The following is a 19565-nucleotide window of genomic DNA, read 5'->3' on the forward strand; positions in this document are numbered from 1 at the left end:
ATGGACGTGGCGCTGATCGTGCCGGTGGCGATGGAAGAGAAGCTGCGCTTCGCCATCCGCGAGGGTGGCCGCACCGTCGGTGCCGGCGTCGTCGCCGCCATCAACGACTAACCGCCAACGCAAGGCATCATCGTCAGGGGACGTAAGAGGGGCGGGCCCTCGCGCCCGCCCTTCCAACGTTTCCGCCGAGGTCAGGTCATGAACGGTCAGAACATCCGCATTCGCCTTAAGGCGTTCGATCATCGCATCCTCGACGCGTCGACCAAGGAGATCGTCTCCACGGCGCGTCGTACCGGGGCGCAGATCCGGGGCCCGATCCCGCTGCCGACCCACATCGAGAAGTTTACGGTCAACCGCTCGCCCCACATCGACAAGAAGTCGCGCGAGCAGTTCGAGATGCGCACGCACAAGCGGGTGCTCGATATTGTCGACCCGACGCCGCAGACCGTGGACGCGCTGATGAAGCTCGACCTCGCCGCTGGCGTGGACGTGGAGATCAAGCTCTAAGTCCGCGCTGGATTTAGAGCTTACCGTTTCATCGCGCGAGGAGAGTGACCTATGCGCTCAGGCGTCATCGCACGGAAGGTCGGCATGACCCGCGTCTTCACCGACGCAGGCGAGCATGTGCCCGTAACCGTGCTCCAGATCGATCAGTGCCAGGTTGTGGCACACCGCACCACCGACAAGGATGGCTACGTCGCCGTCCAGCTCGGTGTCGGCAAGGCCAAGGTGAAGAACGTGTCGGCGGCCGAGCGCGGTCGCTTCGCGGTCTCCAAGGTCGAGCCGAAGAAGAAGCTCGCCGAATTCCGCGTGTCCGAGGACGCGCTGATCCCGGTGGGCGCCGAGATCACCGCCGACCACTTCATCCCGGGTCAGTTCGTCGACGTGACGGGCACCACCACGGGTAAGGGTTTCGCCGGCGGCATGAAGCGCTGGAACTTCGGCGGTCTTCGCGCCACGCACGGCGTGTCGATCTCCCACCGCTCGATCGGTTCGACCGGTGGTCGTCAGGATCCGGGCAAGACCTTCAAGAACAAGAAGATGCCGGGCCACATGGGCGTCGAGCGTGTCACCACGCAGAACCTCAAGGTCGTGCGCACCGATCCGGAGCGCGGCCTGATCCTCGTCGAGGGCGCCGTTCCGGGCGTCGCCGGCGGCTGGATCCAGGTTCGCGACGCGGTCAAGCGCAAGCTGCCCGCCGACGTGCCGCTGCCGGGGAAGTTCCGTGAGAACGGTTCGGCCAACGGCGCCGCCGAGGCTCCTGCGTCCGAGGAGAACGCGTGATGAAACTCGATGTCACCACGCTCGACGGCGGCACCGCCGGCTCGGTCGAGCTCAACGAGGCGATCTTCGGCCTTGAGCCGCGCGCCGACATCCTGCACCGGATGGTCCGCTACCAGCTCGCCAAGCGTCGCGCCGGCACCCACGCGGTGAAGAACCGCTCGGATGTCGATCGCACCTCGAAGAAGCTGTACAAGCAGAAGGGCACCGGCAACGCCCGTCACGGCGCTGCCTCCGCTCCGCAGTTCCGCGGCGGTGGCCGGGCCTTCGGTCCGGTGGTGCGCGATCACGCCCACGACCTTCCCAAGAAGGTCCGCGCGCTGGCGCTCAAGCACGCCCTTTCGTCGAAGGCCAAGACCTCGACCCTCATCGTCGTGGACGATCTCAAGGTCGAGAACCACAAGACGAAGGCGATGGTCGAGCGTCTGGGCAAGCTCGGCTGGTCGAGCGCCCTGATCATCGGCGGTCCGGAGGTCGACGAGAATTTCGGCCGCGCCGCCCGCTCGGTGGCCAAGATCGACGTGCTGCCCGTCCAGGGCATCAACGTCTACGACATCCTGCGCCGCGACACGCTCGTCCTGACGCGCGCGGCCGTCGACGCGCTGGAGGAGCGTTTCAAATGAGTGCCGATCCGCGCCACTACGACGTGATCGTCTCCCCGGTTATCACCGAGAAGGCGACCAACCTCACCGAGCAGAACAAGGTCGTCTTCCGGGTCGCCCCGAAGGCCACCAAGCCGCAGATTAAGGAAGCGGTCGAGCGTCTGTTCGACGTCAAGGTCACCGGCGTGAACACGCTCACGACCAAGGGCAAGAAGAAGTTCTTCCGCGGACAGCGCGGGCAGCGTTCGGACGTGAAGAAGGCGATCGTGACCCTCGCCGAGGGCGATACGATCGACGTCACGACCGGCCTCTGAGACGAGAAGCGTTAGGATCAAGCCGATGGCCTTGAAGACATTCAAACCGGTCACGCCGAGCCTTCGCCAGCTCGTGCTCGTCGACCGCCGTGAGCTCTACAAGGGCAAGCCGGTCAAGTCGCTGACCGAGGGCAAGAGCTCCTCGGGCGGCCGCAACAACCTGGGTCGCATCACCGTCCGCTTCCGCGGCGGCGGTCACAAGCGGGTCCTGCGCAACGTCGATTTCAAGCGTCGCGAGAACCTCAACGTGACTGCGACGGTCGAGCGGATCGAGTACGATCCGAACCGGACGGCCTTCATCGCGCTCATCACCTTCCCCGAGGGCAAGCAGAGCTACATCCTGGCTCCGCAGCGCCTGCAGCCGGGCGACAAGGTGGTGGCCGGCGAGAGCGTCGACATCAAGCCGGGCAATGCCGGCCCGATCGGCTCGATGCCGGTGGGCACCATCGTCCACAATGTCGAGCTGAAGATCGGCAAGGGCGGCGCCGTCGCCCGCTCCGCGGGCAACTACGCTCAGATCGTCGGTCGCGATCAGGGCTACGTGACGCTCCGTCTGAACTCGGGCGAGCAGCGTCTCGTCCACGGCCAGTGCTTCGCGACGGTGGGTGCGGTCTCGAACCCGGACCACATGAACATCTCGCTCGGCAAGGCCGGTCGTAATCGCTGGCTGGGCAAGCGTCCGCATAACCGCGGTGTCGCTATGAACCCGGTCGACCACCCGCACGGCGGCGGCGAGGGTCGTACCTCGGGCGGCCGGAACCCGGTCACGCCTTGGGGCGTGCCCACCAAGGGGAAGAAGACCCGGTCCAACAAGCGGACCGACACCTTCATCCTGTCCAGCCGCCATAACCGCAAGAAGTAACCGCCATGGCACGTTCCCTCTGGAAAGGGCCGTTCGTCGACGGCTACCTCCTCAAGAAGGCCGACGCCGCGCGCGGCGGAAGCCGCAACGAGGTCGTCAAGATCTGGAGCCGTCGCTCCACGATTCTCCCGCAGTTCGTCGGCATCACCTTCGGGGTGCACAACGGACACAAGCATATCCCGGTCTACGTCACCGAGGAGATGGTCGGTCACAAGTTCGGCGAGTTCTCGCCGACCCGCACCTTCCCCGGTCACGCGGCCGACAAGAAGGCGAAGAGGCGCTGAGATGGGCAAAGCTGCCACCCCCCGCGCGCTCCCCGAGAACGAGGCGAAGGCCGTCGCGCGGATGCTCCGCGTGTCGCCCCAGAAGCTCAACCTCGTGGCGGCGCTGATCCGCGGCAAGAAGGTCGATACCGCTCTGGCCGACCTCGAATTCTCCCGCAAGCGCATCGCCCGCGATGTGAAGAAGTGCCTGGAGAGCGCGATCGCCAACGCCGAGAACAACCACGACCTGGACGTGGACGATCTCGTCGTGACCCAGGCCTTCGTCGGCAAGGCGCTGGTTCTCAAGCGCTTCCACGCTCGTGCCCGCGGTCGCGGCGCGCGCATCCTGAAGCCCTTCTCGAACCTCACGATCGTGGTTCGCGAAGTGCGCGCTGAAGCGGCCTGAGGAGACCATCATGGGTCAGAAGATCAATCCGATCGGCCTGCGTCTCGGCATCAACCGGACCTGGGATTCCCGCTGGTTCGCCGAGAAGGGCGAGTACGCCAAGCTGATGCACGAGGACGTGGCCATCCGCGCCGCCCTCATGAAGCAACTGAAGCAGGCCGCCGTCTCGAAGATCGTCATCGAGCGCCCGCACCGGAAGTGCCGCGTCACCATCCACTCGGGTCGTCCGGGCGTGGTGATCGGCAAGAAGGGCGCGGACATCGAGAAGCTGCGCAAGCTTGTCGGCACGATGACCAAGGCCGACGTGACGATCAACATCGTCGAGGTGCGCAAGCCTGAGGTGGACGCGACGCTCGTCGCCGAGTCCATCGCGCAGCAGCTCGAGCGCCGCGTCGCCTTCCGTCGCGCCATGAAGCGCGCCGTGCAGTCGGCCATGCGCCTGGGTGCTGAGGGCATCCGCATCAACTGCGCCGGCCGTCTCGGCGGTGCCGAGATCGCCCGTACCGAATGGTACCGCGAGGGCCGCGTTCCGCTGCATACCCTGCGTGCGGATGTCGATTACGGCACGGCGACCGCCTTCACGACCTACGGCACCTGCGGCATCAAGGTGTGGGTGTTCAAGGGCGAGATCCTCGAGCACGATCCGATGGCTCAGGACAAGAAGGCCCAGGAAGAGGGCGGCCGTTCCGGCGGGCGTCGCGAGCGTGACGGCGATGACCGCGGGGGCCGTGGCCGCCGCGATCACGCCAACGCGTGACCCGGCCACCGGAGGATTTGAGAGGCTGCCATGCTGCAACCCAAGAAGACCAAGTTCCGTAAGCAGTTCAAGGGGCGCATCCATGGCGCCGCCAAGGGCGGCTTCGAGCTGAACTTCGGCCAGTTCGGGCTCAAGTGCCTTGAGCCCGAGCGCATCACCGCCCGGCAGATCGAGGCGGCCCGCCGCGCGATCACCCGCGAGATGAAGCGTCAGGGCCGCGTGTGGATCCGGGTGTTCCCGGATCTCCCCGTCACCGCCAAGCCGACCGAGGTCCGCATGGGCTCCGGTAAGGGTGCTCCCGAGTACTGGGCGGCCCGCGTCCATCCCGGTCGCATCATGTTCGAGGTCGACGGCGTCTCCGAGGACATCGCCCGGGAGGCCCTGCGCCTGGGCGCGGCCAAGCTGCCGGTGCGCACCCGCGTGATCCAGCGCATCGCCGACTAAAGGAAGATAGATCATGAAGTCCGATCAGAGACTGTCTGATCTGCGCGCTCTGTCGGCGGATCAGCTTTCCGACGAGCTCGTCAACCTGAAGAAGGAGCAGTTCAACCTGCGCTTCCAGGGCGCGACGGGCCAGCTCGAGAACGTCGCCCGGGTCCGCGAGGTCCGTCGCGATATCGCCCGTGTCCGCACGTTGCAGCGTCAGAAGACGCTCGACACGGCCAAGGCCTGAGGAGTCCGCCATGCCCAAGCGCGTCCTGCAAGGCGTCGTCGTCAGCGACAAGACCGATAAGACCATCGTCGTGAAGGTGGAGCGTCGCTTCACCCATCCGGTGATGAAGAAGACGGTTCGCCGCTCCAAGAACTACCACGCGCACGACGAGGCCAATCTGGCCAAGATCGGCCAAACGGTGTTCATCGAGGAGTCGCGGCCCTACTCGAAGACCAAGACCTGGAAGCTGGTTGAAGACCAGGCCGCCGCTGCGGAAGCAGCCGGCACCGGTGTCGAGGCCACCGTCGAGGCTTAATCGCCTCACCGGTTTCGAGATTCGCGAAGGGCGGATGCTGATGCGTCCGCCTTTTTCGTTGGGGCTGAGCCCCCTTCGGCCCTGGGTGCAGCGTGAGTTCGATCACCGCAGCGCTCAGTGCCTTGCCTTCTTCTTCTTCCCGGTGTAAGCGGCCCGTCTTCGCGACATTCGGCAAGGGTGCTCGCACCCTCCCAACGCGGTGACCGCGCCGGCGTCTCAAGCGCCGTTTGCGCGGTTCGTTACATCCGGGGACATCAGATCCCCATCAGGCGTCGTCCGCCGGGCAATACCGTCCGCGTGCGGAAACCCGCCTGAAACAAGGAAAGGTCACTCCCGTGATCCAGATGCAGACGAATCTGGACGTCGCCGACAATTCGGGTGCGCGCCGCGTGATGTGCATCAAGGTGCTCGGCGGCTCCAAGCGCAAGTATGCCGGCGTCGGCGACATCATCGTCGTCTCCGTCAAGGAGGCGATCCCGCGCGGCCGCGTCAAGAAGGGCGACGTCATGAAGGCGGTCGTCGTGCGTACCGCCAAGGACGTGAAGCGCGCCGACGGGTCGGTGATCCGCTTCGACAAGAATGCCGCAGTTCTGATCAACAATCAGAAGGAGCCGGTCGGCACCCGTATCTTCGGGCCGGTGCCGCGCGAGCTGCGCGCCCGCAACCACATGAAGATCATCTCGCTCGCTCCTGAGGTGCTGTGATGGCTGCGAAGATCAAGAAGGGCGACACGGTCGTCGTTCTCACCGGCCGCGACTCGGGTCGCTCCGGCGAGGTCATCCAGGTGCTCCCCAAGGAGGGCAAGGCCCTGGTGCGCGGGGTCAACCTCGTGAAGAAGCACCAGCGCCAGACGCAGAACCAGGAAGGTGGCATCATCTCCAAGGAGGCCGCCATCCAGCTTTCCAACATCGCGGTCGCCGATGCCAACGGCAAGCCGACCCGCGTGGGTTTCCGCATCCTCGATGACGGGCGCAAGGTCCGCTTCGCCAAGACGACGGGGGATCAGATCGATGGCTGAGGTCGACAAGAACGCCTACGTCCCGCGTCTGCGCAAGCATTACGACGAGGTCGTCCGGCAGAAGCTCATCGAGCAGTTCGGGTACAAGAACCCGATGCAGGTGCCGCAGATCGAGAAGATCGTCATCAACATGGGCGTCGGTGAATCCACCGCCGACTCCAAGAAGGCCTCGGTGGCGGCGGGCGATCTCGCCCTGATCGCCGGCCAGAAGCCGGTCATCACCCGCGCCCGCAAAGCGATCGCGACCTTCAAGGTCCGCGAAGGCATGCCGATCGGCTGCAAGGTGACCCTTCGCAAGGCCCGCATGTACGAGTTCATGGATCGCCTGGTCACGATCGCGCTGCCGCGCGTCCGCGACTTCCGCGGCCTGAACCCGCGCTCCTTCGACGGCCGCGGCAACTACGCCATGGGCCTCAAGGAGCACCTCGTGTTCCCGGAGATCTCCTACGACAAGGCGGAGCAGACCTGGGGCATGGACATCATCGTCCAGACGAGCGCCCGCACCGACGAGGAAGCCAAGGCCCTCCTCGCCCACTTCAAATTCCCGTTCCGGCAGTAAGCGGCGGCAACGCCGCTTAGACGCGGACACTGGAGACAGACATGGCTAAGAAAAGCTCAGTCGAGAAGAACAACCACCGCAAGGAGTTGGTCAAGCGCTTCGCCGAGAAGCGTAAGTCCCTCCTCGCCATCGCCAACGACGAGTCCCGTGAGATGGAGGAGCGCTTCGAGGCGCGCCTCAAGCTCGCGGAACTACCGCGCAACTCGTCGGCCACCCGTATCCGCAACCGCTGCGAGATGACCGGTCGCCCGCGTGCCTATTACCGCAAGCTCGGCGTCTCCCGCGTCGCCCTGCGGGAGCTCGGCAACCGGGGTCTGATCCCGGGTCTCGTGAAGTCCAGCTGGTAAGGGGAGGCATCCATGGTGAACGATCCCGTGGGTGACATGCTCACCCGCATCCGCAACGGCCAGAGCCGCCGTCGCAACGTCGTCCAGACCCCCGGTTCGCGTCTGCGCGCCTCGGTCCTCGATGTTCTGAAGTCGGAAGGCTACATCCGCGACTACGCCGTCTCGGATCTCGGCAATGGCCGCACCGAGTTCGCGATCGAACTCAAGTACTACGACGGTCGCCCGGTCATCCGGGAGATCAAGCGCGTGTCGAAGCCCGGCCGCCGCGTCTACTCGTCGGTTGGCGAGCTGCCGCGCGTGGCCGACGGTCTCGGCGTGACCATCGTCTCGACCCCGCAGGGCGTCATGGCCGATCACGAGGCGCGCGAGCGCAACGTCGGCGGTGAAGTGCTCTGCAAAGTGTTCTGATCCGGAGGACAGCGACATGTCTCGCGTAGGCAAGAAGCCCGTCCCCGTCCCCGCCGGCGTCACCGCCACGGTCACGGGTCAGACGGTCAAGATGAAGGGCTCCAAAGGCGAACTCCAGTTCGTCGTTCCGCCCCAGGTGAACGTCGAGTTCAAGGACGGCGCCGTCTCGGTTCAGCCCAAGGACCAGTCGAAGCAGGCGCGCTCCCTGTGGGGCACGTCGCGTGCCCAGGTGGCCAACCTCGTCGAGGGCGTCTCCAAGGGCTTCGAGAAGAAGCTGGAGATCACCGGCGTGGGTTACCGCGCAGCGATGGCCGGCAAGGCGCTCAAGCTGTCGCTCGGCTACAGCCACGACATCGAGTACGAGATCCCGGCCGGCATCACCATCGTGACGCCCAAGCCCACGGAGATCGTGGTGTCGGGCATCGATCGGCAGCGCGTCGGTCAGGTCGCGGCGGAGATTCGCGAGTATCGTGGCCCCGAGCCGTACAAGGGCAAGGGCGTCAAGTACGCTGGCGAGTTCATCTTCCGCAAGGAAGGCAAGAAGAAGTAAGGAGGGCGATTCATGTCGAACAAGAACGAAGCCCTCCTGCGCCGCAAGGCGCGGGTCCGTCGGGCTCTCAAGGCAACCGCCAATGGCCGCCCGCGGCTGTCGGTGTTCCGCTCATCCAAGCAGATCTACGTCCAGGTCATCGACGACGCCGCGGGCCGCACGCTCGCCGCCGCCTCGAGCCTCGACAAGGATCTCAAGGCCAGCCTCAAGACCGGTGCCGACAAGGCTGCCGCCGAGGCCGTGGGCAAGCTCGTCGCCGAGCGCGCCAAGGCTGCGGGTGTCACCAAGGTCGTCTTCGACCGCTCGGGCTACATCTTCCACGGCCGCGTGAAGGCTCTTGCCGACGCCGCCCGTGAGGGTGGCCTGGACTTCTGAGGACGCGTCTTCCCTCCCCTCGCGGGGAGGGGAGCATCGAGCGAGCGGGCCTTCGGGCTCGCGTCAGTGAGATCATAGGAACAACAGAATGGCACGTGAACGCGAGGGTCGTCGCCGCGACGACCGCGAGGAGCGCGACAGCGAGTTCGTGGACAAGCTCGTCCACATCAATCGCGTCGCCAAGGTGGTGAAGGGTGGCCGTCGCTTCGGCTTCGCGGCGCTCGTCGTCGTCGGTGACCAGAAGGGCCGCGTCGGCTTTGGCCACGGTAAGGCCCGTGAGGTGCCTGAGGCGATCCGTAAGGCGACCGAAGCCGCCAAGCGCGGGCTGATCCGCGTGTCGCTGCGCGAGGGCCGGACCCTGCACCACGACGTCAACGGTCGTCACGGCGCCGGCAAGGTGATTCTCCGCGCGGCTCCGCAGGGTACCGGCATCATTGCCGGCGGCCCGATGCGCGCCGTGTTCGAGACGCTCGGCATGCAGGACGTGGTGGCGAAGAGCCTCGGCTCGTCGAACCCCTACAACCTCGTGCGCGCCACCTTCGACGCGCTGAAGAACGAGGACAGCCCGCGCTCCGTCGCGGCCCGTCGTGGCCTCAAGGTCTCCGCCATCCAGTCGCGCCGCCGCGACGCGGATCCGGCCGACACCTCCGAAGCCGCCGTGGCGTAAGGGGAGGGCAGCATGGCTAACAAGACTGTCCGCGTCGAGCAGATCGGTTCGCCGATCCGCCGCGAGGCTTCCCAGCGTGCCACGCTGGTCGGCCTGAAGCTGAACAAGCTGCACCGCGTTTCCGAGCTGGAGGACACTCCGGCCGTGCGCGGCATGATCCGCAAGGTCGCGCATCTCGTGCGCGTCCTCGACGACGCCGCGGCGTGAGGAGGGCTTAACCATGAAGCTCAACGAGATCCGCGACAATGAAGGGGCTGTGAAGTCCCGCATGCGCGTCGGCCGGGGCATCGGCTCCGGCAAGGGCAAGACCGCGGGCCGCGGCGTGAAGGGTCAGAAGGCCCGCACCGGCGTGTCCATCAAGGGCTTCGAGGGCGGTCAGATGCCGCTCCACCGGCGCCTGCCGAAGCGCGGCTTCAACAACATTCACGCCCACGACCTGAACGAGGTGAATCTCGGTCGCGTCCAGCAGGCGGTGGATGCCGGCAAGCTCGACGCCAACGCGACCGTGACGGTCGATGCCCTTGTCCAGGCCGGGATCATCTCCCGCGCCCGCGACGGCGTGAAGCTGCTCGGTGTCGGCGAACTGACCTCGAAGCTCAGCTTCGAAGTCACCCGCGCCTCCAAGTCGGCCGTCGAGGCCGTCGAAAAGGCCGGCGGTTCGGTCACGACCACCTTCGCTGCCGGCGTCGCCCATCGCGGCGCGGCTGAAGGCGCGGTTGCGTCCGCCTGAGCCGACCATTAAGTCGAACGCCGAAGCGGCGGCCCGTGCTCGCACGCGGCCGCCGCTTCCGCTTTCAGGGACCGTCCACGACGTCTCCCGACGGCAATTTCCGGGATCGATGACATGGCCTCAGCCGCCGAGCAGCTCGCCGCCAACCTGAATTTCGGCGCCATCGCCAAGGCCGACGAACTCAAGAAGCGCATCTGGTTCACCCTGGGTGCGCTGATCGTGTTCCGCCTCGGCACCTACATTCCGATCCCCGGCATCGATCCGGAGCAGTTCGCCCGGAACTTCCAGAATCAGGCCGGCGGCGTGCTCGGCATGTTCAACATGTTCTCGGGCGGCGCGGTCGAGCGCATGGCAGTCTTCGCGCTCAACATCATGCCCTACATCTCGGCCTCGATCATCGTTCAGCTCCTCACCTCCGTGGTGCCGAGCCTCGAAGCCTTGAAGAAGGAGGGCGAGTCCGGCCGCAAGGTCATCAACCAGTACACCCGCTACCTCACCGTGGTGCTGGCACTGGTGCAGTCCTGGGGTATCGCCTTCGGCCTCCAGGGGTCCAACGCGGTCATCAATCCGGGCCCGTTCTTCATCCTCTCGACCGTCGTCACCCTGACCGGCGGCACGCTGTTCCTGATGTGGATCGGTGAGCAGATCACCGCCCGCGGGATCGGCAACGGTTCCTCGCTCATCATCTTCGCCGGTATCGTCGCCCACCTGCCGGCCTCGATCTTCGGCGCCCTGGAACTGACCCGCACCGGCGCGCTCTCGCCCGCGATCCTGCTCGGCGCCGGCCTCGCCGCCGTCGGCCTCGTCTACTTCATCGTGTTCATGGAGCGTGCCCAGCGTCGGCTCCTGATCAACTACCCGAAGCGCCAGGTCGGCAACCGCATGTACGAGGGCCAGACCTCGTTCCTGCCGCTCAAGCTCAACACGTCGGGTGTCATTCCGCCGATCTTCGCGTCCTCGCTGCTGCTTCTGCCGACCACGATCGCCAGCTTCTCGGCCAATCAGGGTTCGACCGGCATTCTCGGCACGCTGACGGCCTATCTCGGCCATGGCCGGCCGCTCTACATGGTCGCCTATGCGGCGATGATCATCTTCTTCACGTTCTTCTACACGGCCGTCGTCTTCAATCCGCAGGAGACGGCCGACAACCTGAAGAAGCAGGGCGGCTTCCTTCCCGGCATCCGCCCCGGTGAGCGCACTGCCGCCTTCATCGACAAGGTTCTGACCCGCATCACGGTGATCGGTGCCGCCTACCTCACCTTCGTCTGTCTCGTGCCGGAGATCGTCGCCTCCTACACCTCGGCGGCCCTCGGCTTCGGCGGCACGTCGCTGCTGATCGTCGTGTCGGTCACGATGGACACCGTGGCGCAGATCCACGGGCATCTGATGGCGCATCAGTACGAGGGCATCGTGAAGAAGGCGAAGCTGCGCGGCGCCTCCGTCGGCGGTGCACGGCGTCGCTGAATTGTCATTCTCCGCCAAAGGTTCGGTGGACGGGCCTTCGGAATTCTCGCATCAACGTCGTTGCGACAGAGGCGCCCGTTTAAGGGGGCGCCAACCAGTGAAGAACGAGCCCGGCGCCGGGCCCTGATGACGAGGAGACGCCATGCGGATCATCCTGCTCGGACCGCCGGGAGCGGGAAAGGGCACCCAGTCCGAGCGTATTGTGGAGCGCTACGGCATTCCGCAGCTCTCGACGGGTGACATGCTGCGCGCCGCCGTCGCCGCCGGTACGCCGGTGGGCCTCGAGGCCAAGTCGATCATGGAAAGCGGCGGCCTCGTGCCGGACGCGGTGGTGGTCGGCATCGTTGCCGATCGCGTCGAAGAGGCGGATGCCAAGAGCGGCTTCATCCTCGACGGCTTCCCGCGCACGGTCGAACAGGCCAAGGCCCTCGATCGGATGCTGGCCGAGAAGGGTATTGCGCTCGATGCAGTGGTCGAGTTCGTCGTCGACGAGAATGCCCTCGTTGGCCGTATCGCCAAGCGCGCCGAAGAGACCGCAGCCCGCGGTCAGCCGGTGCGCAAGGACGACACGCCTGAGGTCTTCAAGACCCGTCTCGACGCTTACAAGACGCAGACCGCCCCGCTCTCCGACTATTATGCCGGCACCGGGCTGTTGCGGAAGATCGACGGCATGCAGCCGATCGATCACGTGACGGGTGAGGTCGTGACCCTGCTCAACGGCTTTCGCGAGAAGGCCGTCTCCTGAATCCGAAGCTCTCCGCCGTCTTCCGGGGCTCGTCTCAGGCGAGAGTCCGGAAGGCGGCGGTGGGGTCGTCGGACGATCGGCGGACAGGCGATCGCTCGAAGCCGACCGACAAGATCGTATAGAGATCGTTGACAAGGGGGTCCGTCTGCGCTAGGCGGGCCCCCTTCGTCCAAACGGGATGTGGTCCGAAAGCGCCTCGACGAGGACGCTCGCGGACCGATTTGTCGTTTCGGGCGGATGCGCAGGGGCCGGCCTCCACCGGACGCGCATCGTCATCGTGTGACGGCGGAAATCGGTTCCGCCACATGGAGAGAACATCTTGGCCCGTATCGCAGGCGTCAACATCCCGACCGCCAAGCGCGTCGTCATCGCGCTTCAGTACATCCACGGCATCGGCCCGAAGAAGGCCGAGGAGATCACCGAGAAGGTCGGTATCCCCGCCGAGCGCCGCGTGAACCAGCTCACCGACGCCGAGGTGCTCCAGATCCGCGAGACCATCGACCGGGATTACATGGTCGAGGGCGATCTGCGCCGCGACGTGTCGATGAACATCAAGCGCCTGATGGATCTCGGTTGCTACCGCGGTCTCCGTCACCGCAAGCAGCTCCCGGTTCGCGGCCAGCGCACCCATACCAACGCCCGCACCCGTAAGGGCAAGGCGAAGCCGATCGCCGGCAAGAAGAAGTAATCTTTTGCGATTGGAAGGCCGTGCTTCGCTCGGCCTCCCTTCCGTCGCGCCGAGTGCTCCTCGACGCCGCCGGTTGAATGGGACGCTCCTGCACGGCAGCGGCGCCCAACTCCGAAAAAGAATCCCGAGCGCCTGGTGTTACGGGCGTGATTGAAGGACCAGCGAGAAGAAGATGGCTAAGGAACCGACCCGCGTCCGCCGGCGCGAACGCAAGAACATCGTCTCGGGCGTGGCGCACGTGGCCGCCTCGTTCAACAACACGATGATCACCATCACCGACGCCCAGGGCAACACGATCTCGTGGTCGTCCGCCGGCGCCATGGGCTTCAAGGGCTCGCGCAAGTCGACCCCGTACGCCGCCCAGGTCGCTGCCGAGGACGCTGCCCGCAAGGCCGCCGAGCACGGCATGCGCACCCTCGAGGTTGAGGTCTCGGGCCCCGGATCTGGTCGTGAGTCGGCCCTCCGCGCGCTTCAGGCAGGTGGCTTCACTGTCACCTCGATCCGCGACGTGACCTCGATCCCGCATAACGGCTGCCGCCCGCGCAAGCGTCGTCGCGTCTGATCGTTCACGCACACGGCCGAACGGAGAAGCCTATGGCGGACGGATCGAACAAGCCCTTACCCGGCGTGCTGCGGTGGAATGTCGGCGACCTCACGGTCACGGCGCTCAACGACGGTTGGTTTCAGGGCTCGCTCGATCTCGTCACCGGCATTCCGAAGGAGGAGGCGGGCGCGCTTCAGCGGGCCGGCTTCCGCCCGGAGGCTCCGATCGTGACGCTCAACGCGTTCCTGATCACCGGCGCCGGCCGCAAGCCGGTGCTGATCGATTCGGGCTACGGCCATTTCGGGCCCGAGACGATGGGCCGTGTGCCTGCTGCCCTGGCGTTGGCGGGCGTCAGCCCCGACGAGATCGAGACGGTGCTTCTGACCCATCTCCATCCCGACCATGCGGGCGGGCTGGTGAAGCAGGACGGTTCGGCAGCCTACGCCAACGCGGAACTCGTGGTGCATGCCGACGAGGCTGCCCACTGGCTGCCCGATGAGGCGCTCTCCCGCGCTCCCGATGCGGCGAAGCCGTATTTCGAGAACGCCCGCAAGGCGGTTGCGCCCTATGCGTCGCGGTTGCGCAAGCATGAAGGCGGCGAGCTGGTGCCCGGCATCATCGCCGTCCCGCTCCCGGGGCACACGCCGGGTCATTGCGGCATGCGGATCGTGTCTGGGGACAAATCGCTCTTCATGTGGACCGATGTGGTGCACATGCCCGCGATCCAGTTCAAGCAACCCGAGGCTGGCGTCGCCTTCGATGTCGACGGGGAGCAGGCGCGGGCGACCCGCAAGCGCGTCTTCGACGAGGTCGCCACCGAGAAGAGCCTGATCGCGGGCTCGCATCTCGAATTCCCGGCGCTCGGGTACGTTGCCCGCGACGGCGCGGGCTACAGCTTCGTCCCCGTTCTCTGGGTCGGCGGCGAGGCGTGATTTTAGGGACCGGCCGGGCGCCCGAGGGGCGCGCCCGGCCGGCCGAAGCGCTTCCGGGACGCCGGCGGCGCGGGTTTGGCAAGAGGTAGGACCGTGGTCATTCAGAAGAACTGGCAAGAGCTGATCAAGCCGAACAAGCTCCAGGTTTCGGCCGGCGACGATCCCAAGCGGGTCGCCACCGTGGTGGCCGAGCCGCTGGAGCGGGGCTTCGGCACGACGCTCGGCAACTCGCTTCGCCGCGTGCTGCTCTCCTCGCTCCAGGGCGCTGCGGTCACCTCCGTCCAGATCGACGGCGTGCTCCACGAATTCTCCTCGATTCCGGGCGTGCGCGAGGACGTGACCGACATCGTCCTCAACATCAAGACGATCGCGCTGCGTTCGCAGACCGACACCCCGAAGCGCATGACGCTGCGCAAGACCGGCCCCGGCCTCGTCACGGCCGGCGACATTGCCGTGACCGGCGACGTGCAGGTCCTGAATCCCGACCTCGTCATCTGCACGCTGGATGACGGCGCCGAGATCCGCATGGAATTCACCGTCGCCACCGGCAAGGGCTACGTGCCGGCCGAGCGCAACCGTCCCGAGGACGCGCCGATCGGACTCATCCCGGTCGATGCGCTCTACTCGCCGGTGACCAAGGTCAGCTACCGCGTCGAGACCACCCGTGAGGGTCAGGATCTCGACAAGGACAAGCTGACCATGACGGTCGAGACCAACGGCGCGATCTCGCCGGAGGATGCCCTGGCCTACGCCGCGCGCATCATCCAGGATCAGCTCCAGGTCTTCGTGAACTTCGAGGAGCCCCGCAAGGAAGAGGCCGCGCCGCTCGCGCCGCAGCTGCCCTTCAACCCGGCGCTGCTCAAGAAGGTCGATGAGCTCGAGCTGTCGGTCCGTTCGGCGAACTGCCTGAAGAACGACAACATCGTCTATATCGGCGACCTCATCCAGAAGTCGGAGGGCGAGATGCTGCGCACCCCGAACTTCGGCCGCAAGTCGCTCAACGAGATCAAGGAAGTGCTCGCCGGCATGGGCCTGCACCTCGGTATGGACGTTCCCGGATGGCCGCCGGAGAACATCGAGGATCTCGCCAAGCGCTTCGAGGAGCATTATTGAGCCGCGCGTCTCACGCTCCGACCTCATCCTGAGGTGCCGGAGCGAAGCGGGGGCCTCGAAGGAGGCCTTCCGCGCGCAGCGATCCCCGGAGCCCTCCTTCGAGGCCGCTTGTGCTGCATCTCAGGATGAGGGCTTTGGGGTTGGAATCCCGCCGCGGGGTCAAGCGGATTTCGAGAACAGCCCTGCGGGGCACATGGTCGTTCCGTGGCACGGCGATCGTGACTGAGAAGGAAAGCCAACATGCGTCACGCTTACCGCGGTCGTCGCTTCAACCGCACCGCCGAGCATCGTAAGGCGATGTTCGCCAACATGTCCGCCGCGCTCATCAAGCACGAGCAGATCGTCACCACCCTGCCGAAGGCCAAGGATCTGCGTCCGGTCGTCGAGAAGCTGATCTCCCTCGGCCGCACCGACAGCGTCCATGCCCGCCGCCTCGCCATGGCGCAGATCCGCGATGCCGACATGGTCAAGAAGCTCTTCACGGTGCTCGGCCCGCGCTACCAGTCGCGGCCCGGCGGCTATTGCCGCATCATGAAGGCGGGCTTCCGCTACGGCGACAACGCTCCGCTCGCCGTCATCGAGTTCGTGGACCGCGACGTCGATGCGCGCGGCAAGGATTCCGGCCCGACTCAGGTCGAGGCAGACGCCGCCTGATCGGGCGATCGACAGTCGAGTGATGCGAGAGGCGGCCGAGAGGCCGCCTTTTTGCATATGGACCGTCGATGTCGGATGCTACGGCTGACAGCCGGATGAAAGTCCGGGGGAAAAGCGGCACTGGGACAATTGTGCAGGTACCCCCTGGTCTTTCATCCGTTATCGTATTCTCTGTGTAATCTGGGCTGGTCCGCCGCCGCGGCGACAGGCGCCCCGGTTACGCAGCCGGCTGAAAGGCCTTGGCGAACGGCATGGTGTGCGTCGTGAATGCTCCCGATGAGACTGCGAGGGTGCTCAAGGACCCTTTGCTCCTCGACAATCAGCTCTGCTACGCGCTGTACGCTGCCGCCCACCGGATGACGAAATCCTACCGGCCGATGCTGGAGCGGATGGGCCTGACCTACCCGCAATACCTCGTGCTGCTGGTGTTGTGGGAGAGCGACGGCATCACCGTCTCCGAGATCGGCCGACGCCTCCGCCTCGATTCCGGGACTTTGACGCCGGTTCTGAAGCGCTTGGAGAGCAGTGGTTTCCTCAGCCGGAGCCGACGCCAATCGGATGAGCGCGAGGTCGAGATCTCGTTGACCGAGGAGGGCCGTGCCCTTCGCGCCGAGGCGGTGGCGGTGCGCCAGTCGGTCATGTGTCAGCTCAACATGTCGGAGCCGGAAATTCAGGCCATGCGCGCCGATCTCAATGCGCTGATCGAGAACCTCAGCACCGGCGCTTGAGAGCGCTGCGAAGGGCGCATCGTCGTCTCGGCTTGGGGAGGAAGCGGCGCTTCCTGTTTGTCGTCTCCCCGCACACCGTGCTGCCCGACCCTGTGACGCGTCTGCGGCGAATGTGGTCCTAATGCTTTGCCGGATCATTTTCTCTTGAGCCCCTTCCATCGGTTCCGTTAGGGGATGCGCGTCACCATTCGCTGCAGCGCGGTACAGGGTTCGGGGGCAACGTCGTGCCGACCTGTCATCAGGGCGTCAAACGCCTCGGTGCTTCTCTCCACCTCATGGGGAAAGTCACGAGGGAAGGAACGGCGTGCGAACCGCATCGGCCGCGGGACGTTTCACGACCATGACGGCCGGCCCGATTGAGAGCAGCCGCGAAGCGCGGCCCCAGGTCGGCGTCCTGCCGATGCGCCGGACCCCTGAGGGCGGAACCGAAATCCTGCTCGTGACCTCGAGGGAGACCCGTCGCTGGATCATTCCCAAGGGCTGGCCGATGAAGGGCCGCAAGCCGTTCGAGGCGGCCGCCCGTGAAGCCTACGAAGAGGCTGGCATCGTCGGCCATGTCGGAAAGCGGCCGATCGGATTCTATCTCTACGAAAAACGTCTCAAGAACCGCGATGCGGTCCTGTGCCAAGTCACCGTCTTTCCCTTGGACGTTCGAAAGCAGCTGAAGAAATTTCCCGAGCGCGGTCAGCGCGAGGCCCGCTGGTTCTCTCCATCCGATGCTGCGGAGGCGGTGATCGAGGCGGGTCTTGCCGGTCTGATCCGGGCGGCGGCGAACCGCGATCCCAAGAAACGAAAAGGCTGAGGCCAGGCGCTCGGTCGCCGGCGCGACAGGGGCGGCCGGTTGTTTGGAGGTGAACCGAATTCACCCCCGGCTCTCCGGGCAATCCTTTGGCAATTGCGCCGCCTTGCGCACCGCGTCGAGGGTCACGCTTCCCGATCCGACGACGAGCCGCGTCGCGCCTGTCGCCAGCATCCGGTCGAGCGCCTCCCGCACGCTGGCCTCCGGCGCGATGGCCGGATGGGAAGGGGCGGTGGTCTGCGCATCGGCGATGTCACGCACCCGCAAACGTTCCAGCCGCCGCAACGCCCGGGTTCCGCCGAGGAAATTCTCGACGAAGTCGTCGGCGGGCGCGGCAAGCAGCTGCTCGGGCGTGTCCGCCTGAACCAGATGGCCATCGCGCATCAGCGCGACCCGATCGCCCATTCGCATCGCCTCGCCGATATCGTGGGTCACGAGGATGACGGTCTTGCGCAGATTCCGGAGAATGGCCCCGATCTCGTCCTGCAAGCGGTCGCGGGCGACGGGGTCGACGGCGCCGAACGGCTCGTCCATCAGCAGGATCGGGGGATCGGCGGCGAGCGCCCGAGCCACGCCGACGCGCTGGCGTTGCCCCCCGGACAATTCGGACGGCCGTCGGTCGCGGTAGAGGGCAGGATCGAGGCCGACGAGGTCGAGCATCGCGTCCACTCGCTCGAGAATCCGCGCCCGCTTCCAGCCGAGCAGAGCCGGCACGGCGGCGACGTTTCGGCCGACGCTTCGATGGGGAAACAGCCCCACGCCCTGAAGCACGTAGCCGATGCCGCGGCGGAGGGTGACGGGATCGATCCCCGCGACGTCGCGGCCCCCGACCAGCACCCGCCCGGCATCCGGCTCCACGAGACGGTTGACCATCCGCAGCGTCGTCGATTTGCCGCAACCGGAAGGCCCGATGAGCGCGCATGTCGTGCCCTCCTCGACCGTGAGGTCGAGCGACGCAACGGCCGCAGACGCCGCTCCGGGGTAACGCTTCACGACGCCTTCGAACCGGATCACCCTCCCGGCTCCGCCCTGTTCAGCAGCCTTTGCAGATCGAGCCCATCGTCCGGTTCATCTTGGCGTCCCACGCCTTGTCGCGCTCGCGCGCGGCGCGCTGCGCCTTCAGCATCTGCTCCTGCGAGGTGGACGACAGCTGGCCCGGGGCGGGCGGCTTGGTTTGCCCGGTGGCCGTGACGCTGCGGCCGGTCGCCGTGAGCCGAGCGTCGGCGGTGCCCTGTGCTTCGGCGGCACCGGCCGCGCTGAAGACGGAGAGCAGAAGAACGGCGGCAACGGTCGGACTACGCATCGTGGTCATGACTCCCAGAGTCCCGCGCCGCCGGGGCGATCTCGACGAACGCAATCGCCGAGGCACCCGTAAGGCCGGGCACATTCCCCCCGCGCGAGTCTAGGTGGCACCGCTCCGGCCCGGCGGCAAGGCATGCTCGGAGCCGCTCCACCGGGACCGCGGTCAGTTTCCGCCGAAGACGATGCTGTCGCGTCCGAGAGCGGGATCGTCGTTGCGGTGGACGTGCAGGGTCAGGGTCTCGTCGGCGCGGTCGCCGATCTCGTCGATCCAGACCAGCCAGGATGCGGGGAGCGCTGTTTCGCGATCCACGTCGAGGTTCACACCGAGTTCGTGGCCGAGCTTGTGCAAAACCAGCCGTGAGCGGAAGCCGAGAGCCTGTTCGATCGACATGGATGAACCTCGCGCGTCTTCGGGAGACGGTCTCTCCTCGTCCGACGGCTCTGACCGGGTTGCATCACTCCGCTTCCGCCTCTGCGCGTCGGATTGAT

General features: G+C 66.2%; 34 protein-coding genes. 31 read left to right on the top strand and 3 right to left on the bottom strand.

Annotated elements, in window-relative coordinates; translation table 11 throughout:
• The 31 genes from MFF26_RS24405 to MFF26_RS24555 all read left to right on the top strand — a co-directional run.
• A partial coding sequence (locus MFF26_RS24405; protein ID WP_505744335.1) for an EF-Tu C-terminal domain-related protein occupies positions 1-111 on the top strand: 111 nt, incomplete at its 5' end.
• 87 nt (positions 112-198) lie between these two features.
• Positions 199-507 (top strand): 30S ribosomal protein S10, encoded by a 309-nt coding sequence (gene rpsJ, locus MFF26_RS24410; protein ID WP_003597088.1) that lies wholly within the window; start codon positions 199-201, stop codon positions 505-507.
• A 51-nt stretch (positions 508-558) separates the two neighbouring features.
• Positions 559-1284: a 50S ribosomal protein L3 gene (rplC, locus tag MFF26_RS24415; protein WP_137831214.1), complete on the top strand. Its 726-nt coding sequence runs from the start codon at positions 559-561 to the stop codon at positions 1282-1284.
• Positions 1284-1904, top strand: a complete 621-nt coding sequence (gene rplD, locus MFF26_RS24420; RefSeq protein ID WP_137831213.1) for a 50S ribosomal protein L4 — start codon at positions 1284-1286, stop codon at positions 1902-1904. The genes rplC and rplD overlap by 1 nt, the downstream gene beginning before the upstream one ends.
• On the top strand, positions 1901-2197 hold the full coding sequence (locus MFF26_RS24425; RefSeq protein ID WP_091947107.1) for a 50S ribosomal protein L23: 297 nt from the start codon (positions 1901-1903) through the stop codon (positions 2195-2197). Before rplD ends, MFF26_RS24425 begins: the two co-directional genes overlap by 4 nt.
• 25 nt (positions 2198-2222) lie before the next feature.
• Positions 2223-3059 (top strand): 50S ribosomal protein L2, encoded by an 837-nt coding sequence (gene rplB, locus MFF26_RS24430; RefSeq protein WP_137831212.1) that lies wholly within the window; start codon positions 2223-2225, stop codon positions 3057-3059.
• A gap of 5 nt (positions 3060-3064) precedes the next feature.
• Positions 3065-3343 (top strand): 30S ribosomal protein S19, encoded by a 279-nt coding sequence (rpsS, locus tag MFF26_RS24435; protein ID WP_003597098.1) that lies wholly within the window; start codon positions 3065-3067, stop codon positions 3341-3343.
• Between the two features lies 1 nt (position 3344).
• A complete protein-coding gene (rplV, locus tag MFF26_RS24440; RefSeq protein WP_137831211.1) occupies positions 3345-3728 on the top strand; it encodes a 50S ribosomal protein L22 in 384 nt (127 codons plus the stop codon).
• Between the two features lie 10 nt (positions 3729-3738).
• The gene (gene rpsC / locus MFF26_RS24445) at positions 3739-4485 is read left to right on the top strand and encodes a 30S ribosomal protein S3 (protein WP_017485511.1); all 747 of its coding nucleotides are present in this window, start codon (positions 3739-3741) and stop codon (positions 4483-4485) included.
• A 30-nt stretch (positions 4486-4515) separates the two neighbouring features.
• On the top strand, positions 4516-4929 hold the full coding sequence (gene rplP / locus MFF26_RS24450; RefSeq protein ID WP_137831210.1) for a 50S ribosomal protein L16: 414 nt from the start codon (positions 4516-4518) through the stop codon (positions 4927-4929).
• A gap of 13 nt (positions 4930-4942) precedes the next feature.
• The gene (gene rpmC, locus MFF26_RS24455) at positions 4943-5158 is read left to right on the top strand and encodes a 50S ribosomal protein L29 (protein WP_137831209.1); all 216 of its coding nucleotides are present in this window, start codon (positions 4943-4945) and stop codon (positions 5156-5158) included.
• 10 nt (positions 5159-5168) lie between these two features.
• Positions 5169-5453 (top strand): 30S ribosomal protein S17, encoded by a 285-nt coding sequence (gene rpsQ, locus MFF26_RS24460; protein WP_137831208.1) that lies wholly within the window; start codon positions 5169-5171, stop codon positions 5451-5453.
• A 335-nt stretch (positions 5454-5788) separates the two neighbouring features.
• Entirely contained in the window at positions 5789-6157 is a 369-nt protein-coding gene (gene rplN, locus MFF26_RS24465; RefSeq protein ID WP_012253654.1) for a 50S ribosomal protein L14, read from the top strand.
• Positions 6157-6471, top strand: a complete 315-nt coding sequence (gene rplX, locus MFF26_RS24470; RefSeq protein WP_137831207.1) for a 50S ribosomal protein L24 — start codon at positions 6157-6159, stop codon at positions 6469-6471. The genes rplN and rplX overlap by 1 nt, the downstream gene beginning before the upstream one ends.
• Positions 6464-7030, top strand: coding sequence for a 50S ribosomal protein L5 (gene rplE / locus MFF26_RS24475; protein ID WP_137831206.1), 567 nt, complete (start codon positions 6464-6466; stop codon positions 7028-7030). The genes rplX and rplE overlap by 8 nt, the downstream gene beginning before the upstream one ends.
• A 41-nt stretch (positions 7031-7071) precedes the next feature.
• Positions 7072-7377, top strand: a complete 306-nt coding sequence (gene rpsN / locus MFF26_RS24480) for a 30S ribosomal protein S14 (protein WP_137831205.1) — start codon at positions 7072-7074, stop codon at positions 7375-7377.
• A gap of 12 nt (positions 7378-7389) precedes the next feature.
• Positions 7390-7785 (top strand): 30S ribosomal protein S8, encoded by a 396-nt coding sequence (rpsH, locus tag MFF26_RS24485; RefSeq protein ID WP_137831204.1) that lies wholly within the window; start codon positions 7390-7392, stop codon positions 7783-7785.
• A 16-nt stretch (positions 7786-7801) separates the two neighbouring features.
• Positions 7802-8335, top strand: a complete 534-nt coding sequence (gene rplF, locus MFF26_RS24490; protein ID WP_091947083.1) for a 50S ribosomal protein L6 — start codon at positions 7802-7804, stop codon at positions 8333-8335.
• Between the two features lie 12 nt (positions 8336-8347).
• Positions 8348-8710: a 50S ribosomal protein L18 gene (rplR, locus tag MFF26_RS24495; RefSeq protein WP_017485522.1), complete on the top strand. Its 363-nt coding sequence runs from the start codon at positions 8348-8350 to the stop codon at positions 8708-8710.
• Positions 8711-8798: 88 nt separating this feature from the next.
• On the top strand, positions 8799-9377 hold the full coding sequence (rpsE, locus tag MFF26_RS24500; RefSeq protein WP_137831203.1) for a 30S ribosomal protein S5: 579 nt from the start codon (positions 8799-8801) through the stop codon (positions 9375-9377).
• Positions 9378-9389: 12 nt separating this feature from the next.
• On the top strand, positions 9390-9584 hold the full coding sequence (gene rpmD / locus MFF26_RS24505) for a 50S ribosomal protein L30 (RefSeq protein ID WP_137831202.1): 195 nt from the start codon (positions 9390-9392) through the stop codon (positions 9582-9584).
• A 13-nt stretch (positions 9585-9597) separates the two neighbouring features.
• A complete protein-coding gene (gene rplO / locus MFF26_RS24510) occupies positions 9598-10107 on the top strand; it encodes a 50S ribosomal protein L15 (protein WP_137831201.1) in 510 nt (169 codons plus the stop codon).
• A gap of 114 nt (positions 10108-10221) precedes the next feature.
• Positions 10222-11571, top strand: coding sequence for a preprotein translocase subunit SecY (gene secY, locus MFF26_RS24515; protein WP_137831200.1), 1350 nt, complete (start codon positions 10222-10224; stop codon positions 11569-11571).
• Positions 11572-11713: 142 nt separating this feature from the next.
• Complete coding sequence (locus tag MFF26_RS24520) at positions 11714-12316, top strand: adenylate kinase (protein ID WP_137831199.1); 603 nt, start codon at positions 11714-11716, stop codon at positions 12314-12316.
• 319 nt (positions 12317-12635) lie between these two features.
• Positions 12636-13004 carry a 30S ribosomal protein S13 gene (gene rpsM, locus MFF26_RS24525; protein WP_056247446.1) on the top strand — a complete coding sequence of 123 codons (369 nt, stop codon included), beginning with the start codon at positions 12636-12638 and terminating at the stop codon, positions 13002-13004.
• A gap of 172 nt (positions 13005-13176) precedes the next feature.
• Positions 13177-13566 (top strand): 30S ribosomal protein S11, encoded by a 390-nt coding sequence (gene rpsK / locus MFF26_RS24530; RefSeq protein ID WP_137831198.1) that lies wholly within the window; start codon positions 13177-13179, stop codon positions 13564-13566.
• 32 nt (positions 13567-13598) lie between these two features.
• The gene (locus MFF26_RS24535) at positions 13599-14480 is read left to right on the top strand and encodes an MBL fold metallo-hydrolase (protein WP_137831197.1); all 882 of its coding nucleotides are present in this window, start codon (positions 13599-13601) and stop codon (positions 14478-14480) included.
• A gap of 75 nt (positions 14481-14555) precedes the next feature.
• Positions 14556-15593, top strand: coding sequence for a DNA-directed RNA polymerase subunit alpha (locus MFF26_RS24540; protein ID WP_171015565.1), 1038 nt, complete (start codon positions 14556-14558; stop codon positions 15591-15593).
• A 240-nt stretch (positions 15594-15833) separates the two neighbouring features.
• Positions 15834-16247, top strand: a complete 414-nt coding sequence (rplQ, locus tag MFF26_RS24545) for a 50S ribosomal protein L17 (protein ID WP_137831196.1) — start codon at positions 15834-15836, stop codon at positions 16245-16247.
• Positions 16248-16498: 251 nt separating this feature from the next.
• Positions 16499-16975, top strand: coding sequence for a MarR family winged helix-turn-helix transcriptional regulator (locus MFF26_RS24550; RefSeq protein ID WP_137831195.1), 477 nt, complete (start codon positions 16499-16501; stop codon positions 16973-16975).
• Positions 16976-17315: 340 nt separating this feature from the next.
• The gene (locus MFF26_RS24555) at positions 17316-17777 is read left to right on the top strand and encodes an NUDIX hydrolase (protein ID WP_137831194.1); all 462 of its coding nucleotides are present in this window, start codon (positions 17316-17318) and stop codon (positions 17775-17777) included.
• Between the two features lie 60 nt (positions 17778-17837).
• Here MFF26_RS24555 and MFF26_RS24560 read toward each other — a convergent pair whose 3' ends face one another.
• From MFF26_RS24560 to MFF26_RS24570, 3 genes are all read right to left on the bottom strand, one after another.
• Positions 17838-18788 (bottom strand): ABC transporter ATP-binding protein, encoded by a 951-nt coding sequence (locus MFF26_RS24560; RefSeq protein WP_137831193.1) that lies wholly within the window; start codon positions 18786-18788, stop codon positions 17838-17840.
• A 19-nt stretch (positions 18789-18807) separates the two neighbouring features.
• Complete coding sequence (locus MFF26_RS24565) at positions 18808-19077, bottom strand: hypothetical protein (RefSeq protein ID WP_137831192.1); 270 nt, start codon at positions 19075-19077, stop codon at positions 18808-18810.
• Positions 19078-19239: 162 nt separating this feature from the next.
• Entirely contained in the window at positions 19240-19467 is a 228-nt protein-coding gene (locus MFF26_RS24570; RefSeq protein ID WP_137831191.1) for a hypothetical protein, read from the bottom strand.
• Positions 19468-19565: the final 98 nt, after the last annotated feature.

The sequence above is a fragment of the Methylorubrum suomiense genome (genome assembly GCF_022179765.1).
Lineage (GTDB): Bacteria > Pseudomonadota > Alphaproteobacteria > Rhizobiales > Beijerinckiaceae > Methylobacterium > Methylobacterium suomiense.